Origin of the sequence: Luxibacter massiliensis, from assembly GCF_900604355.1 — a bacterium.
Classification (GTDB): domain Bacteria; phylum Bacillota; class Clostridia; order Lachnospirales; family Lachnospiraceae; genus Luxibacter; species Luxibacter massiliensis.
On record NZ_UWOE01000001.1, the window covers coordinates 2,542,208 to 2,559,909 of the forward strand.

Consider the following 17,702-nt stretch of genomic DNA (forward strand, 5'->3'; position numbering starts at 1 on the left):
ACTAATTTAAATTAGGGACGTAACAAAAGTGCAAAAGGTTACGTCCCTAATGAACTAAAACAATGTTTTTACTTCCGCGAACATCTCTTTTTGCTTCTCTATTTTCTCTTCACTGCCAATAACGCACATCTGCCCTGCCGCCAGCACTGCCTCCACAACTTCCGCCAAAGCGCGGATATCTTTCTGCTCTGCCTTTAATATATCCATCCTCTCATTTTCTATCATCTCGGCCGATACACGGTTCATATACAGATTCATGGAACGGTCCCCTTTAGCAGAAGGGGTCATAGGGCGATCGATATTACTTATTGTACCAATAATATATTTATTCATGTCGCGCTCATCCACTGTAAAGTTCCTTAAATAGTCCGGTATACCTTCATATATTTTCATAGTGTTCTCCAGATTAGGATCGCGGTAAGAAATAAAATATCCCTCCCCAATCCTGTTAAAACTGCTCATACATCCGTATGCCCCACCCTTGACTCTTACATTCTGCCATAAATAATCGTAGCTTAAAATTACCTTCAATATTTGCAGTGCCCCTCTATAGGAAGCCCCATAGTCAATAAAATTACCTACGCGGGCTACATATTGAACCTTAGAAGAGGTCTTAAAGCCTTCATTTCTTTTCTGGCAATGAATAATACAAGGAGTCTCTTCTTTCCTTTTTACTTTATGGAGACTTTCTTTTAATTTCTCAAGCTCTTTATTGATAGGTGCTATCCCTTCTTCGGATGAAGTATAGCTTATCATTATATTATCAGCACGGAAAATGCTATCTGCGATTTCCTGTAAATTCGAAATCAACTCCGATTTCTTCTCTTCGAAGTTTTCTTCGATTTCTTTCACAATTTGATAATAACCAATCCCATCTGTATCATCCTTAAACTTTGCCAATGGCGAATCGTAAGACAATGCCCTTAATGCAGCCGTAGTATGACCTGATGAAAGGAAACTCATCTGAAGCCTGGATTTTAGCATAGACAGTATTTCCTTTAAGCGCTTCTCGTCCCCAAGCTTCGACTCCATTAAAATCTCTTTCATCATATCAAAAAGTATACTAAATTTAGGATACAGAGCCTTTCCTTTCATTTCAAATGTAGCACGAAATTCTTTTTCTTTTACCTTTGTTACGTCTGCATATAATTCCAGTGATGTTCCAATTCCACCTGTATGCATATTTATTTCATTAAACAACTCACCATAGCCATAATGTGTCGTATCAATCAAACCCAATACAGCCTGAAGGATACCAACATATGCCAGCTTGTTCTCAGGAATCCCAGATAAATCAAACATAAGTGTGACATAGCCGATCCCATTAGTCTCCACGTTATGATGTATCATTTTTATGCCGCTGACATCTTTTTCTTCATTATATATTGGTGCAATTTCTTTTGAAATGTCCTCTCTGCTAAGAACCGGTATTTTCTCTAAATCCTCTTTTGCAGATTCTTCTTCCTGATACCTCAAAAGTTCTTTTGTGTCATTTACTAACTTATATATTTCATCTGTCCTTAAACTTGCTTTATACTTCTGGAGCCTTTCGTCCAGCTCTTTATCAAGACGGACCGTCCGTCCTTTTTCAGGTTTCACAATAACTATAGAGGCATGGGTATTGTCCAAAAGATATTTTTGGACTAACTCCTCATAATAACCCGTTTGAATCTGAGTCTTTAAAAATTCAAATACTGGCAGTGCCTGCATATGGATAAATGGCTTCTCCTCATCATAGAGCCAGCTGTCAAACAATTGGAGTCCGTACATCAGTCCCTTGGGATAACTGCCAAAATCTGCTTCACGGAAACGGAATTCGTAGTAATTAATCCCTGCCTCCAATGCCTTCTTATCCATACCATTCTTCACAATATTGGACAAGGTATCTTCAATAATTTTAAGAAATTCCTCCTTTTGTTCAAGATTCGCATTTTTAGCAATAATAGAAAAAATAGGCTGATAAATACCATTATCGTATGAACCCGAAATATCCTTTCCAATCCCCGCATCAGTAAGCGCCTTTTTAAGCGGAGCGCCCGGAGCAGACAGCAGAGCATAATCAAGCACCTGAAAAGCCAAATACAGCTTTTCATCCAGGCTTGTCCCAATTACTTTATTATAGGATAAATAGGTATTGTCTTTCTCCGTCTCCTCACTGGATATAGAATACTCCATCTGAATTTCTCTGGCCTTTTCAAACGGTGCCTGATATTTTATTTCAGAATTTATTGAGATTTCATCAAATTTTCTGAGATATTTTTCATCCAACCACCTTAGTTTTTCTTCCATATCCAGATCCCCATATAGATAAATATAACTGTTGGTCGGATGATAATATTTTTTGTGGAAATCCAAAAACTGTTCATACGTCAATTCAGGAATTACCTCAGGATCCCCACCAGATTCATATGCATAAGAAGTATCAGGAAATAATGAATTCAAAATCATCCTATCCAGAACCCCATCTGGTGAGGAAAACGCTCCCTTCATCTCATTATAAACGACTCCATTATACTCCAGCTTCCCATTTGCCTCGTCCAGCTTATAACTCCAACCCTCCTGACGAAAAATTTCATCATGCTGATAGATGTTTGGATAAAAAACTGCATCCATGTAGACATGCATCAAATTCTGGAAATCCTTATCATTACAGCTCGCAACTGGATAGACTGTCTTATCTGGATAAGTCATTGCATTTAAAAATGTATTCAATGAGCCTTTGACCAGTTCCACAAACGGATCCTTAACAGGAAAGTCCTTTGATCCACATAGGACTGAGTGCTCCATAATATGAGGTACCCCTGTGCTGTCTGAAGGCGGCGTCCGAAATCCAACTGCAAACACCTTGTTGTCATCATCATTTTCCATGAGTAAAACCCGAGCGCCACTTTTTCTATGCTTCAAAAGATATCCTTTTGATTTAATATCTGCCAGCTCCTGTTGCTGCACCACTTCATATGCATCCAAATCATAAATACTCATATTACACCTCACTTTTTATTCAATGCCCCTATTATACCATCTTCATAAACACAATTAAAGGGGCGGCTTTCAATGAATTTAGCCTTCATTTTAGAAAAGGTACACGTCTGCTGACAATTTGGTACACCACTAGATACAATATAGGACGTAACAAAATCACAAAAGGCTACGTCCTCAAAACCTCCCGGGTTGCCACAACATCCACCCCCGTCCCGGCAATATTCTCTGCCACGATATCTCCAATATGTACTGGAGCAGCCATTTCTTTGTCTTTCAATTCTCTCATGCACTGGAAGATTTTCTGTCTAGGGATATCACCCCGGGTTCTGACTGATACCATTTTGTCCCGGCCTCCCCTGACTTTTACTGTAGTGGTCACTGTACGGGTGGGGTTTGTGATTTCCTTTCTGGCATAGTTTTCCCCCTGGGGACATCCATTCCCGGATACTGACAGGATCTCTCTGCCACTTATATCTACAGCCAGGGCGCACCCTTTTGGGCATCTGATACAAGTTAGTTCTTTTCTTTCCACTTTCTACCCCTCCTCTATCTGGATCCTTAATGTTGGTTCTTCTGCCCCCCAGAGCCATTCTCGTTTCACTTTTATTTCTTCCATTTCCCCGGGAGCAGCGGCAGGCCTCTTTTTATGTACTATCCTTTTTTCTCCTATAAAAGCTGATATATAACAATTTTTATATACCCGATTTACGCGGAATCTGACAGTCAACTCTTTTTTCATGTACGCCGGGCGTATGACAGAGGGAACTGTATACCGTACCCCGTCTGATGCTATGACTTTGATTCCAGTCTTCCCAGCGCCTACACAGCTCTGTCCCTGTTGGACTTTTTTCTCCGTTTCTCTATTTAAAATATACGCAGCCGCATTTTCACCTGCCTCTTTCCCTTCTTCTGAAACATAATCTACCAAGTCATGGACATGGAGCACATTACCACAGGCAAAAACTCCTTCCAGATTTGTCTCCAGGCTTTCATTTACATCTGGCCCTGAAGTGGCGCTATTTAGCTCCACTCCCATCTGCCCTGACAGCTCATTTTCTGGTATTAGTCCTACAGACAAAAGTAAGGTGTCACATTCATATTCCTCCTGAGTGCCTGGTATAGGGACTCCCCTGTCATCCACCTCTGCCAGCACCACCCCTTCTACTCTTTCTTTCCCTTTAATATTTACCACAGTATGGCTCAGCTTTAAAGGGATTCCATAATCATCCAGGCACTGTACAATATTTCTCTTCAATCCACCTGAAAAAGGCATCAGTTCTGCCACGGCCTTCACCTTGGCCCCCTCCAGGGTCATTCTTCTGGCCATAATCAGTCCAATATCCCCAGATCCCAGAATCACAACTATTTTTCCTGGCATACGCCCCTCCATATTTACCAGCCGCTGTGCGGTTCCGGCTGAATATATCCCTGCAGGCCTGTAGCCAGGAATATTCAAAGCACCTCTGGGGCGCTCTCTGCAGCCCATTGCTAAAATTATTGCCTTGGCTTGGATCTGGTATATGCCCCTCTTCTGGTTTATGGCAGTAATCACTTTTTCTTTGCTGATATCCGCCACTATAGTATCCTTACGGCACTCTATTCCCAATTGTTTTATCTGGCCAATAAACCTGGCCGCATATTCCGGCCCTGTCAGTTCCTCCTGGAATATATGCAGTCCAAATCCATTATGTATACATTGATTTAAAATCCCGCCTAAGTCTTTATCCCTCTCCAGAACCAAAACCCTGTCCACCCCAGCATTTCTTGCGGAAATGGCCGCAGCAAGTCCCGCAGGCCCTCCTCCCACTACTACAATTTCATACTGTTCCATCTGTTGTCCTCCCCCCTTCTCAGCAAATTCCCGTAGAAAAATCTTCCAAAAATTCTTTATTCTTTCCAACCGTCATATTTGAATTTCCCCCAGACTTAGTAATATTCTCCGTCCCCAGCTCACGTTCTAATATTTCCATCGTTCTAGGTGCACAAAATCCCGACTGGCATCTCCCCATTCCGGCTCTTGTCCTGCGCTTTACGCCGTCCAGCGAACGTGCCCCCAGGGGACGCCTTACTGCGTCGAGTATCTCACCCTCAGAGATCATCTCGCATCGGCAAATGATGTTGCCATATGCAGGCTGACTGGCTATTAAGGCATTTCTCTCTTCTATTGAAAGCTGGGCCGCATTCAAAACACCTTTTCTCTCACCTTTAAATCCTGGATTTTTCTGAAGTCCCAGCTTCTCCCTGATTAGTCCTGCCATCATTTTCCCTATGGCTGGTGCACTTGTCAGTCCTGGAGATTCTATCCCGGCACAGTCAAAAAATCCCGGCACATCCGGCGCTTCACAGATTATAAAGTCATGGCCTTCCTCATGTGCCCGCAATCCTGCAAAACTGGTAATTACCTTCCTTAGGGGCAGGTCTTTTATATTTTTTCCTACCATTTTACTAATTTCGGCAAGTCCTTCATAAGTTGTATTGGTTCCCTCTTTATCTTCAATATCCATGGCTGTAGGCCCTGCCAAAAGGTTCCCGTGTACTGTAGGCGTCACAAGTATTCCCTTTCCCAGTTTCCCCGGCAGAGTGAATACTGTTCTGGAAACGTGGCCTCCCGCACATTTGTCCAGGAGAAAATATTCACCTCTTCTGGGTATGATCCGCATACGATTGCCGCACACCAGATTATGAATTTGATCTGCATAAACTCCCGCCGCATTTACAATACATCTTCCAGTGAAATCTCCCCTGCTGGTCTTTAGAATAAACACATCCGCCTTCCTGGCAATGTTCTTTACTTCAGTATTAAAATAAAATTCCACTCCATTCTCACAGGCATTTTCAGCCAGTGCAATATTCAGTCCAAAGGGGCAGACTATACCTGCCGTAGGAGCATACAAGGCGGCCACCACATCCTTTGAAGCATTGGGTTCCAGCTTAAAAACCTCTTTGGCACTTAGGATTTCAAGGCCCTTCACATGATTTACTTCACCCTGCCTTTTTAATCTCTCCAATACAGGTATTTCTTTTTCATCCCTGCACATCATAAGAGATCCTGTTCTTAGGAAAGGAAAATCCAGATCTCTAGAGAGCTGTTCCATCATCTGGTTTCCCTCCACATTTAATTTTGCCTTCAAGGAACCGCTTACCGCATCATAACCCGCATGGACGATTCCACTGTTCGCCTTTGATGTCCCACAGCATACATCCTCCATCTTCTCCAATACACAGGCTTTAACTTTGTAGCGTGACAATTCCCTGGCCACAGCCGTCCCTGATACTCCGGCCCCCACAATCATTACATCATACATTGCAATGCCTCCTATTTTTTTGATTTATATTCTAAATACAGCCTATCCTTTACCTCATTCATAGAATCCTATACCCACAGGGCATCCCCTAATACATGTCCTTCGGACAGGCGGACTTCGTCCAATAAGGTATACCCACAGGGCATCCCCTAATACATGTCCTTCGGACAGGTGGACTCCGTCCAATAAGGTATACCCACAGGGCATCCCCTAATACATGTCCTTCGGACGGGTGGACTCCGTCCAATAAGGTATACCCACAGGGCATCCCCTAATACATGTCCTTCGGACGGGTGGACTCCGTCCAATAAGGTTATACTTATTGAACTACTAATGTTCAATAAGGTATACTCTGTATCCCCTCCCTTTATACGAGCGCTCTCCTTTAGGGCCTCCTGAATCTGTCCAGCTTCCATACAGTAATACATTTTTTACAACTTATTACGACTTTCTGGCTATTCACATTCTTTTGCCCTAAAAACCCTCCGTCGCATACCCTTACAGGCAGATGCATATCCGCGTATCCTTAGTACAGGCCCCGGGGGGCGCTTACATGCCCAAAAGTATCAGACAAAATAACAGAGCCAGACAAATAAGCATATCCTCATGATATGTCTTTTGCCTGGCTCTGTTCTCATCGGCATATATTCACATAAATACTATTTAAGCATACTATAAACTCGTCTCTAACAACATGTTTACTGCAATGCTCTAGCTATATAACTATTATATAGTTCTTTCCTGAAAAATACAACCTTTTATCTGTCTGGCTCCTTTTTTGCCCAGCCGTGGGCATACTGCACTGCCCTTTTCCACCCTTTCAGCATACTATCCCTTACTTTTGCTTCTATCTCTGGTTTAAAAGTTCTGTCAATGGCCCAATTGGCCACTACCTCCTCCTTACTGCCCCAGTACCCCACAGCAATCCCTGCCAGATAGGCCGCCCCCATGGCGGTCGTCTCCACACACTGGGGCCGGTTGACAGGTGCATTGCTCAAATTCGCTTGTGTCTGCATCAGAAAATTATTAGCACTGGCGCCTCCGTCTACCTTTAAAGCTGACAGGGCAAGCCCTGCATCAGCCTTCATGGCCTCCAGCACGTCATTTACCTGATAGGCCAAAGATTCCAATGTGGCACGTATAACATGGTACTTATTTACTCCCCGGGTCAGCCCTACAATCGTCCCTCTGGCATACTGATCCCAATAGGGCGCCCCCAACCCAGTAAATGCAGGTACTACATAACAGCCGTTAGTGTCCTCTACCTTTTGGGCCATATACTCAGATATCTCCGATGAATCTATCAGTCCCATCTCATCCCTCAGCCACTGAATGGCCGCCCCGGCCACAAATATAGACCCTTCCAGCGCATATGTTACCTTTCCCTCTATGCCCCAGGCTATGGTTGTCACAAGTCCATTCCCAGAATATACCGGCTTTTCACCTGTATTCATCAACAGAAAACAGCCTGTGCCATATGTATTTTTTGCTTCCCCCTTATGGAAACAAGTCTGTCCAAACAAAGCAGACTGCTGATCCCCCGCTGCACCGGCAATAGGAATAGGCGCACCGAAAAAACCTGTATCAGCTTCACCATAAACATAGCTGGATGGTTTCACTTCGGGCAGCATGGAATGCGGGATTCCCAGCTCATCCAATATTTCCTTATCCCACTGTAAGGTATTGATATTAAACATCATGGTCCTGGAGGCATTTGAATAGTCCGTCACATGGACGGCCCCCTTTGTCAGCTTCCATATCAGCCATGTCTCAATAGTCCCAAATAAAAGTTCTCCCCTCTGCGCCTTCTCTCTGGCTCCCTCCACATGATCCAGGATCCATTTTACCTTTGTACCAGAAAAATATGCATCAATCACAAGGCCCGTCTTACTCCTGAACTTATCTGTTAAGCCTTTACGCTTCAAACCATCGCAGTACTCAGATGTCCTCCTGCACTGCCAGACAATGGCATGGTACACCGGTTCTCCCGACTCCCTGTCCCAGACAACCGTTGTCTCCCTCTGGTTCGTTATCCCTATGGCAGCAATATCCGCTGCAGTAGCATGGATATTGGCCATAGCCTGCCTGGCCACTTCCAGCTGCGTAGACCAGATTTCCTCCGCGTTATGCTCTACCCATCCAGGCTTTGGGAAATATTGCGTAAACTCCTTCTGTGCCATACTGCACATTTCCCCTTTTTCATTAAAAAGAATACACCTGTTGCTGGTGGTACCCGAATCCAGTGCCATTACATACCTTGCCATATCGCTTTCCCTCCTTATTTACATTTCCCAGACATCCTGATTTGTTGCGGATACCGCCACAGCGCCGGCATCCAGCGCCCCTGTCACATCCTCCCTGTCAGAGATTAATCCCCCTGCAATCACCGGGATAGGGCTGCTGGAACAAATCCTGCGTATAATTTTAGGCATGGCCCCCGGAAGCACTTCAATAAAATCCGGCCTGATGCCCCTTGGCATGTGCAGGCCCTCAATATTCTTCAGAGCCATGGAATCAATAACAAAGAAACGGAGCACAGCATACATGGACATTTCTTTTGCCCTCTGTGCCAATATGGGCCTGGTTGTGATAATTCCATCAGCTTTGGTACTATTTTTAATAAAATCAACAGTAATTTCCTTTGTGTTAAGTCCTCCTACCAGGTCTATATGTACCATGGCTGTTTTTCCGGCAACTTTAATCTGTTCTACGATTTCTCCAATTGTACAGATATCCCCGAACAAAATAAAAATCACTTTGATATCCTCCAGACGGCAGCTTTTTTCAAGGCCGTCCATATCCTTCACCGCTGCAATCACTGGGTTTTCCTCAACTAAATCATGAAACTGACTCATGCCGCCCTCCCTGTCGAATCCCTGCCTTTTTATATATTATAAATTTATTCTTTCTTAAAAGCAACGGTATTTCCCTGTTCTTTCTGAGTATAAGGTTTCTTGTCTTTTCCCTATCCACAGCGTATGCCCTGGCCTGTAGTTATTTCCTTCCTAGTACAGCAAATATAATTTAACTGCTATAGCAGGATTCTCCGCCTGCGGCGGGCGGCATGAGCCATATAATCCCTCCCACAACATCCCAGTGCAGTCTGGCACGGAGTACTTTATAATTACACAGGAAATTCAAAAGAATTCCCTATGTAATTATAAAAGCGGCATCCCCCGCAAGGGATGCCGCATACTTGCCACTTATATTCTTTATTCCAGAAATCCTCCTGGAAACTTCTTATTCCTCTCCGTAAAGAGTCACTAATTTCTTCAGATAAGCATATCTTTCCATAGCTTCCTGCTCGTTCTGTGCAAACAACTTCTCTGCCTTCTCTGGATTCGCTCTCTTCAGGGCATTATAACGAACTTCTCCGTCAAGGAATGCCTGATAATCTTCAGCTTTAGGCTCTTTGCTGTCCAAGGAGAACTTATTGCCCTCTGCTGCAGGATTGAATCTAAAGTTATTCCAGTAACCGCATTCAACTGCAAGCTGCTCTTCTGTCTGAGCCTTGCTCATACCCTTCTTAATTCCATGGTTAATACATGGTGCATAAGCAATAATAAGTGATGGCCCTGGATAAGCCTCTGCCTCTGTAATAGCCTTCACAGTCTGGTTGAAGTCAGCACCCATGGCGATCTGTGCCACGTATACATACCCATAACTCATAGCGATTCCTGCCAGGTCTTTCTTCTTAATTTCTTTTCCACCTGCTGCGAACTGTGCAGTAGCGCCTGTCTTAGTAGCTTTGGAAGACTGTCCGCCTGTATTGGAGTAAACTTCTGTATCAAATACCATAATATTGATATCCTGCCCGCTGGCCAGCACATGGTCAACGCCGCCGAACCCAATATCATAAGCCCAACCGTCACCGCCAAAGATCCACTGGGATTTCTTAGCCAGGAAATCTCTGCCCTTTAACAGTTCTTTTCTGTCCTCAGAATCACAGCCGCAAGCCTCTAAAGCGGCTACCAGCTTATCTGTAGCTGTCCCGTTGGTTGCGCCTACTGCAAATGTATCCAGATACTCCTGGGCAGCTGCCTTCACATCGGCGTTCTCTGCACTCTCAGACAGCTTCTCTACTTTGCCTTTCAGTCTCTCTCTGATTGTATTTTGTGCAAGAAGCATACCATAGCCAAACTCCGCATTATCCTCAAACAGGGAATTACACCATGCCGGGCCCTTGCCTTCTGGTGTTACTGTATATGGCGTAGACGGTGAGGAGTTACCCCAGATAGAGGAACATCCTGTTGCATTGGCGATATACATCCTATCTCCATATAACTGCGTAATCAATTTTGCATAAGGAGTTTCTCCACAGCCTGCACATGCTCCTGAGAATTCAAGCAGAGGCTGTTTGAACTGGCTTCCTTTCACAGTTGTCTCTTTAAACTTAGCAACTACTTCCGGCTTCACAGGAATCTCTGTTCCATAATTGAAGAACTCCTGTGCTCCTGCATTTGCTTCCAGGTTACCCATAATAAGAGCTTTCTCACCCTTCTTTCCAGGACACACATTTGCACATGAACCACAGCCTGTACAATCATAAGCAGATACTGTGATGGAGAATTTCATGTTCGGCATACCCATCATATCGATTGTGCTCATTCCTTCTGGAACCTTAGCTGCTTCCTCCTCTGTCAGAGCTACCGGACGGATAACAGCGTGAGGACATACATATGCACAGCGGTTACACTGGATACAATTTTCTGGCTGCCATACAGGAATATCTACTGCAATACCACGTTTCTCGTATGCAGAAGATCCTGATGGTGTGGATCCATCTACATATTCTGTAAACGCAGATACGGGAAGTGTATTACCTTCCTGCGCATTTACTTTCGCCTGGATATTCTTAACAAAATCAACAACATCTTTTCTTCCGTTTTCATCAACATGAGGCGTTGTCAGGCCCTGATCCTCTGCATCTTTCCAGCTGTCAGGAACTGCCACTTCAACAACCTGCTTTGCGCCAGCATCGATTGCATCATAATTCATCTGTACAATCTTATCGCCTTTTCTTCCATAAGTAGCTTTTGCTGCCTTCTTCATCAGGTCGATTGCTTCCTCTTCTGGAATGATAGCTGCGAGTTTAAAGAATGCAGACTGCAGAACTGTATTGATACGTCCGCCCAATCCGATTTCCTTACCTATCTTAATACCGTCGATGGTGTAGAACTTAATATTGTGGTTAGCAATAAATGCTTTTACCTGTCCTGGCAGATGCTTTTCCAGTCCTTCCATATCCCAAGGACAGTTCAAAAGGAAAGTTCCTCCATCCACTAGTTCCTGAACCATGTTGTACTTGTCAACATAAGATGGATTGTGGCATGCAACAAAGTTTGCCTGCCTGATCAGGTATGTGGACTTGATTGGCTCCTTACCAAAACGTAAATGGGACATTGTTACACCGCCTGACTTCTTTGAGTCATAATCAAAATAAGCCTGGGCATACATATCTGTATTGTCACCGATAATCTTGATAGAATTCTTGTTGGCCCCTACAGTACCGTCGGCGCCCAGTCCCCAGAACTTACAGTTGATTGTCCCTTCTGGAGTCGTAACAAGCGGAGCACCTGCATCTAATGACAGATTTGTCACATCATCTTCAATACCGATTGTAAATTTCTGTTTTTCTGTATTCTTAAATACAGCAACGATCTGGGCTGGTGTGGTATCCTTAGATCCTAATCCATAACGTCCTGTAAGTACAGGCACTGCATCGAATTTTGTTCCTTTTAATGCAGCTACAACATCCAAGTATAACGGCTCTCCCAGGGCACCCGGCTCTTTTGTCCTGTCAAGCACAGTAATAGTCTTAGCTGTCTCAGGAATTGCATTAATTAAAGCTTCAGCGCTGAAAGGCCTGTACAGGCGTACCTTAACAACGCCGACCTTCTCGCCTGCTGCCAGCAGATAATCAATTGTCTCCTCAATAGTATCACAGACAGAACCCATAGCGATAATAACACGCTCCGCATCCTCTGCACCATAGTAGTTAAATAATTTATAATCTGTACCGATCTTAGCATTAACTTTGTCCATGTAATCCTGAACAATTCCTGGCAGGGCATCATAATAGGGATTACATGCCTCTCTTGCCTGGAAGAAAATATCAGGGTTCTGGGCGGAACCTCTCTGGCATGGATGATTTGGGTTCAGGGCATGTGCACGGAACTCGTCAATAGCGTCCATGTTCACCAGATCTTTCAGATCATCATAATCCCATGTCTCGATCTTCTGAATCTCATGGGATGTCCTGAAACCGTCGAAGAAGTTAATAAATGGAATCTTGCCTTCCACAGCTGCACAGTGTGCAACAGCTGTCAAGTCCATAACTTCCTGGACACTTGATTCACAAAGCATGGCAGCGCCTGTCTGACGACATGCATATACGTCTGAATGATCTCCGAAGATTGACAGTGCATGGCTTGCGATTGCACGGGCTGATACATTGAATACTCCCGGTAACTGTTCACCTGCTACTTTATATAAGTTAGGGATCATCAAAAGCAATCCCTGGGATGCTGTAAATGTTGTTGTCATAGCCCCGGCTGATAAGGAACCATGTACAGCTCCCGCAGCACCTGCCTCAGACTGCATCTCTGTTACCTGAACAGTCTGCCCGAAAATATTCTCCCTGCCTTCGGTGGCCCATTCATCCACGTGCTCCGGCATAACGGATGATGGTGTAATAGGGTAAATAGCTGCAACTTCCGTATACGCATAGGACACGTGGGCCGCGGCCTGATTACCATCCATGGTCTTCATTTTTCTTGCCATTTCTTGTTCCTCCTTAAAATTACATTGTAAAAGTTAATTTTTCACATGTGATTTCATTATATCGCCAAAAATGACAAAAGTCCATAGAGCCTGTCTTATTTTTTGTTTATTTTCCAGTACATAAGCCAGGATCCGCAAAGTTCCCCTGGAGGAAATTCAAAGGGGTCTGACCCCTTTGCACTCCATTGTCAGAATCGTTTACAAATTCAAATGGGGACTGCCTGTGCGCAGTCCCCATTTACCTATTTAAACAGCCTGTCCTTCGCCCTGGGCCGCTTCTTCCCCACCGGCTTATCAGGCAATGGTTCATATCTCCTGCCAGTTTTTAAAAACGGCATCCTTTTATGGTTCTTTTTCAGATAGATCAGCAGTCCACCGGTTACAATAACAATAATACCAGCCAGTAATTGGGATACAGGGAACCCTGCCACTGGCAGCAAAAGCTGGTCTGTCCTGAGTCCTTCTATCCAGACCCGTCCCAGGCCGTACCCAAACAGATAAATCAGGAAGATTTCTCCCTCGTATTTCTTATGCCGCCTGTAAATAAGCAATATAATAAATAAAATACAGCACCAGACCGACTCATACAGGAATGTGGGATGCACTTGGATATAACTTACTCCGTCCACCACCTGCACATTAGCACGCATTGCCTCTGTCACGTCACTGCTCCTGACTGCATCCAGGGGCAGCTGCATAGCCGCAAGGCTGTCCGTATATCCGCCGAAAGCCTCCCTGTTGAAAAAATTCCCCCAGCGCCCAATCATCTGGCCATTTACTAGCGCCAGGGCAATGGTATCAAAAATCTGGGGGGCATTCAGATGCCGGATCCTGGCAAAAATAAGCACCGTCACCACGGCCCCGATTACACCGCCATAAATGGCCAGTCCCCCTTCTCTTAAATTCAAGATATCTAGCAAATTGTCCTTGTACATATCCCACGAGAAAATGACATAGTATAACCTGGCGCCTGCGATCCCCGCAATCACGCCTATAATCCCCATATCCAGATAATCCTCCGGGTTCTGCCGGGTTCTTTTTGCCTCCGCGGTGGCAATCAAAAATCCTATCAGTATGGCAGTGCCTATGATGATCCCATAAAATGCGATGTCAAAGCCAAATACTGAAACAGCCTTCCCCACATGTTCAAAATGGATTCCAAGATGAGGAAAATTAATATTATAATGCATGTCCCATGCTCCTTCCCATACAGTTCTGCTGGCCGGACATACTGTAGCTGCTGCTATACATTAAACCGGAATAGGATAATATCTCCATCCTGCACCACATACTCTTTTCCTTCCAGCCTGACCAGCCCTTTCTCCTTTGCCGCCCCATGAGACCCGCACTCCATCAGGTCATCATAGCTTACAACCTCTGCCCTGATAAAGCCTCTCTCAAAATCAGAGTGAATCTTTCCAGCGGCCTGGGGTGCCTTTGTCCCCATTGTGATTGTCCATGCCCGTACTTCCGGTTCACCTGCCGTAAGGTAGCTGATTAAGCCAAGAAGATGGTAGCTGGCTTTTATTAGCTTTTCCAGTCCTGACTCTTCTAATCCTAAATCTTCCAAAAACATTCTTTTTTCATCTTCATCCAGCTCTGCGATCTCCTGCTCAATCTGGGCGCAGACTACAAACACCTCGCAGTCCTCCTGCGCTGCATATTCCCGTACAGCCTGGACTCCCGGATTGCCTGCGCCATCGTCAGCCAACTCATCCTCTGTCACATTGGCTGCAAAAATAACCGGTTTTGCTGTCAGCAGATTATAACTTTCCATCCAAGCTTGTTCATCTTCGTCCTCTGTCTCAAAGCTCTTTGCCATTTTATTTTCTTCCAGGTGTGCCTTAATGCGGCCCAACAAATCAAGCTCCTTTGCAGCCCCCTTATCATTTCTGGCCACCTTGGCTGTTTTCGCAATTCTCCGCTCCAAAATTTCCAGATCAGAAAAAATTAATTCCAGATTAATAGTTTCAATATCCCGCAGCGGGTCAATGCTCCCATCTACATGTACAATATTGCTGTCCTCAAAACATCTGACCACATGCACGATAGCATCCACTTCTCGTATATTGGCCAAAAACTGGTTTCCCAACCCTTCCCCTTTTGACGCTCCCTTTACCAACCCGGCTATATCTACAAATTCGATAGCCGCGGGCACGATTTTCTTTGTATGGTACATTTCACCCAAAACATCAAGGCGCTTATCCGGCACTGTCACCACTCCTACATTCGGGTCAATTGTACAGAAAGGATAGTTGGCAGACTCTGCCCCTGCCTTTGTAAGTGAATTAAACAATGTACTTTTCCCAACATTCGGTAATCCCACTATGCCCAATTTCATTTTCCTATCTACCTCCCTCAAAATTATCTGCTTTACAGTATATCATCAATCTTATTTTCTAAGTATGTCCGGCAATCTGCTTTGTCTTAGAATCCCCTGTCAGTCCCTTGTCTCCATCAATATGACTACCCCATATGGGAAAGAGATCACGGCCTCCTCCCCCTCTATCTCGTTACTCACACAGAGGCTGTCATAGGGTGTCAGCAGATGGTGGTTCAAAGGGTATTTTGCCCCTCTGATGCAAAAACCCTCCACAGAACTTCCAAGGGGGAACACAGAAAAATAAGGGCCCCATGCCTCCTCTTTTTTCAGTACTGTATCATGGTCTAAAAGCCGTATCTGATTATGCTTGTCCAAGAGTCTTGCATCGGCGCCTGCGTCCAGCGCAATCTTAAGGCTCTGTATATTGGCCCACACATGGTCCAGCCTTGTCCCCGTCCCCCCCAGAATCAGAATATCCCTCCTGTGCAGATCCAGACAAAGCCTGAGGGCAATTTCGGTGTCCGATGCGTCCTTGACGGGGTTAAATTCCCTGACGGGCACCCGCGTCTCTTCTCTGTAATATGTGACTACCTCTTTGGGCGCACTGTCAAAATCCCCTACAATATAATCAGGAAGTATCCTGTGCTTGTAGAGGAATTCCAGTCCTTTATCCACCCCAATGATAAACTCTGTTTTTTCATCTTTTAATATACTGACAGCAAAGTCCTCCTCGAGGAGGCCGCCGCTGACAATCACTGTACGTCTATTCATATTCTTTGAAAATCTCCATAAAGCCTGTAACATTTTTAGAAATGCTTCCGTTAAAGACAGCAGAGCCTGCAACAATAATATTTGCGCCTGCGTCAATCACTTCCCGCACATTTGTCAGGTATATCCCGCCATCCACCTCAATATCGGTTTTTAACCCTTTTTCATCCAGCATGGCCCTAAGGTTTTTAATTCTGTCCAATGACTCTGGTATAAATGCCTGTCCCCCAAAACCTGGCTCCACGCACATTATCAAGAACATGTCCGCCTGCTCCAGGATCGGAGAAAGAGATTCTATAGCAGTACCCGGCTTTACGGAAACACCTGCTTTCATGCCAGAGGCATGGATCTTGTCCAAGACTGCCTGCATATCCTGGCAGGCCTCCAGATGGACAGTAAGTATATCCGCCCCAGCCTCATGAAATGCATCCACATAGCGGATGGGATCCATGACCATGAGATGCACATCCATTACCTGGGAGGTGCCCCCTCGTATAGACTTAAGGACAGGCATCCCAAAAGAAATACTGGGCACAAACATTCCGTCCATCACATCAAAATGCAGGTATTTTGCCCCCTTGTCTGCGGTCATGCGGATCTGCTCTCCTAATACCTTAAAATCTGCTGATAATATAGATGGCGCTAATATCTTCTTCATATGTCAATACCTCTTCTTTTCCTGTAATTCCCGATATATTTCCAGATAGTGCCCATATCTTGCCTTATGGATAGCGCCTTGTTCTACTGCCTCTTTTACGGCACATCCTGGCTCATGTATATGGTCACATCCACTGAATTTACACTTCCCCTCATATTCAGTAAATTCCCTAAAGTAATATTTTAGTTCATTCTTCTCAATTTCACCCACATACAGGGAGCTAAACCCAGGCGTGTCCATGATATAGGAAACTTCATCAACCGCAATCAGCTCCGAATGTCTTGTAGTATGCTTTCCCCGGGCAATTTTCCGGCTTATGGCGCCTGTCTCCATCTGAACCTCTGACTGCAGAAGATTAATCAAGGAGGACTTCCCCACCCCAGAGGGGCCTGCGATAGCAGTTGTCCTGTGGGACAGGGCCTCCCCCAGCGTATCTATATGTTCTCCTGTAAGTGCGCTGGTAAATAAAATTTGGGATACACAAGGCCTGTAAATCTCTTCAAGCCGGCTTACGTCCTCATCCCCTGCAGCATCCTTTTTATTAAAGCATAGTACTACAGGGATATCACGGCTTTCCATCATGATTAGAAAACGGTCCAGCAGGTTCAGGTGAGGTTTTGGGTCTGCAACTGCAAACACCACAAGGGCCTGGTCGATATTGGCAACGGCAGGCCGCACTAATTCATTTTTCCTGGGAAGGATATCTACAATGTTCCCTGCTTTTTCTGTCTCGTCCAAAATTTCTATCCTGACATCATCCCCCACAAGAGGCTTGATCTTATCCCTGCGGAACACACCCTTGGCCTTACACTCATAAACACCGGATTCTACTACATGTACGTAGTAGAATCCGGCAATTCCTTTTATTATCTTTCCCTGCATA

General features: G+C 44.8%; 12 protein-coding genes. All 12 read right to left on the bottom strand.

Annotated elements, in window-relative coordinates; all coding sequences use genetic code 11:
* Nucleotides 1-54: 54 nt before the first annotated feature.
* The 12 genes from EFA47_RS11710 to rsgA all read right to left on the bottom strand — a co-directional run bounded on the left by EFA47_RS11710 (nucleotide 55) and on the right by rsgA (nucleotide 17,701).
* The gene (locus EFA47_RS11710; protein WP_122643442.1) at nucleotides 55-2,982 is read right to left on the bottom strand and encodes an insulinase family protein; all 2,928 of its coding nucleotides are present in this window, start codon (nucleotides 2,980-2,982) and stop codon (nucleotides 55-57) included.
* 166 nt (nucleotides 2,983-3,148) lie between these two features.
* Nucleotides 3,149-3,514 carry a DUF1667 domain-containing protein gene (locus tag EFA47_RS11715; RefSeq protein ID WP_122643443.1) on the bottom strand — a complete coding sequence of 122 codons (366 nt, stop codon included), beginning with the start codon at nucleotides 3,512-3,514 and terminating at the stop codon, nucleotides 3,149-3,151.
* A 3-nt stretch (nucleotides 3,515-3,517) separates the two neighbouring features.
* The gene (locus EFA47_RS11720) at nucleotides 3,518-4,813 is read right to left on the bottom strand and encodes an NAD(P)/FAD-dependent oxidoreductase (RefSeq protein WP_122643444.1); all 1,296 of its coding nucleotides are present in this window, start codon (nucleotides 4,811-4,813) and stop codon (nucleotides 3,518-3,520) included.
* A gap of 19 nt (nucleotides 4,814-4,832) precedes the next feature.
* On the bottom strand, nucleotides 4,833-6,287 hold the full coding sequence (locus EFA47_RS11725; protein WP_122643445.1) for an NAD(P)/FAD-dependent oxidoreductase: 1,455 nt from the start codon (nucleotides 6,285-6,287) through the stop codon (nucleotides 4,833-4,835).
* 758 nt (nucleotides 6,288-7,045) lie between these two features.
* Nucleotides 7,046-8,551: a glycerol kinase GlpK gene (gene glpK, locus EFA47_RS11730; protein WP_122643446.1), complete on the bottom strand. Its 1,506-nt coding sequence runs from the start codon at nucleotides 8,549-8,551 to the stop codon at nucleotides 7,046-7,048.
* 18 nt (nucleotides 8,552-8,569) lie between these two features.
* Complete coding sequence (locus EFA47_RS11735) at nucleotides 8,570-9,142, bottom strand: glycerol-3-phosphate responsive antiterminator (protein WP_122643447.1); 573 nt, start codon at nucleotides 9,140-9,142, stop codon at nucleotides 8,570-8,572.
* 385 nt (nucleotides 9,143-9,527) lie between these two features.
* Nucleotides 9,528-13,070: a pyruvate:ferredoxin (flavodoxin) oxidoreductase gene (nifJ, locus tag EFA47_RS11740; RefSeq protein ID WP_122643448.1), complete on the bottom strand. Its 3,543-nt coding sequence runs from the start codon at nucleotides 13,068-13,070 to the stop codon at nucleotides 9,528-9,530.
* Nucleotides 13,071-13,312: 242 nt separating this feature from the next.
* Entirely contained in the window at nucleotides 13,313-14,260 is a 948-nt protein-coding gene (gene lgt, locus EFA47_RS11745) for a prolipoprotein diacylglyceryl transferase (RefSeq protein ID WP_122643449.1), read from the bottom strand.
* Between the two features lie 53 nt (nucleotides 14,261-14,313).
* A complete protein-coding gene (gene ychF / locus EFA47_RS11750) occupies nucleotides 14,314-15,411 on the bottom strand; it encodes a redox-regulated ATPase YchF (RefSeq protein WP_122643450.1) in 1,098 nt (365 codons plus the stop codon).
* A 99-nt stretch (nucleotides 15,412-15,510) separates the two neighbouring features.
* A complete protein-coding gene (locus EFA47_RS11755) occupies nucleotides 15,511-16,164 on the bottom strand; it encodes a thiamine diphosphokinase (protein WP_122643451.1) in 654 nt (217 codons plus the stop codon).
* Nucleotides 16,157-16,819: a ribulose-phosphate 3-epimerase gene (gene rpe / locus EFA47_RS11760; protein ID WP_122643452.1), complete on the bottom strand. Its 663-nt coding sequence runs from the start codon at nucleotides 16,817-16,819 to the stop codon at nucleotides 16,157-16,159. Before rpe ends, EFA47_RS11755 begins: the two co-directional genes overlap by 8 nt.
* A 3-nt stretch (nucleotides 16,820-16,822) precedes the next feature.
* Nucleotides 16,823-17,701: a ribosome small subunit-dependent GTPase A gene (rsgA, locus tag EFA47_RS11765; protein ID WP_122643453.1), complete on the bottom strand. Its 879-nt coding sequence runs from the start codon at nucleotides 17,699-17,701 to the stop codon at nucleotides 16,823-16,825.
* Nucleotide 17,702: the final 1 nt, after the last annotated feature.

Coding starts and splice junctions, on each gene's coding strand:
- ychF (WP_122643450.1), bottom strand. CDS start 15,411: ATGAAATTGGGCATAGTGGGATTACCGAATGTTGGGAAAAGTACATTG.
- EFA47_RS11735 (WP_122643447.1), bottom strand. CDS start 9,142: ATGAGTCAGTTTCATGATTTAGTTGAGGAAAACCCAGTGATTGCAGCG.
- nifJ (WP_122643448.1), bottom strand. CDS start 13,070: ATGGCAAGAAAAATGAAGACCATGGATGGTAATCAGGCCGCGGCCCAC.
- EFA47_RS11720 (WP_122643444.1), bottom strand. CDS start 4,813: ATGGAACAGTATGAAATTGTAGTAGTGGGAGGAGGGCCTGCGGGACTT.
- EFA47_RS11725 (WP_122643445.1), bottom strand. CDS start 6,287: ATGTATGATGTAATGATTGTGGGGGCCGGAGTATCAGGGACGGCTGTG.
- EFA47_RS11710 (WP_122643442.1), bottom strand. CDS start 2,982: ATGAGTATTTATGATTTGGATGCATATGAAGTGGTGCAGCAACAGGAG.
- lgt (WP_122643449.1), bottom strand. CDS start 14,260: ATGCATTATAATATTAATTTTCCTCATCTTGGAATCCATTTTGAACAT.
- rpe (WP_122643452.1), bottom strand. CDS start 16,819: ATGAAGAAGATATTAGCGCCATCTATATTATCAGCAGATTTTAAGGTA.
- glpK (WP_122643446.1), bottom strand. CDS start 8,551: ATGGCAAGGTATGTAATGGCACTGGATTCGGGTACCACCAGCAACAGG.
- EFA47_RS11755 (WP_122643451.1), bottom strand. CDS start 16,164: ATGAATAGACGTACAGTGATTGTCAGCGGCGGCCTCCTCGAGGAGGAC.
- rsgA (WP_122643453.1), bottom strand. CDS start 17,701: ATGCAGGGAAAGATAATAAAAGGAATTGCCGGATTCTACTACGTACAT.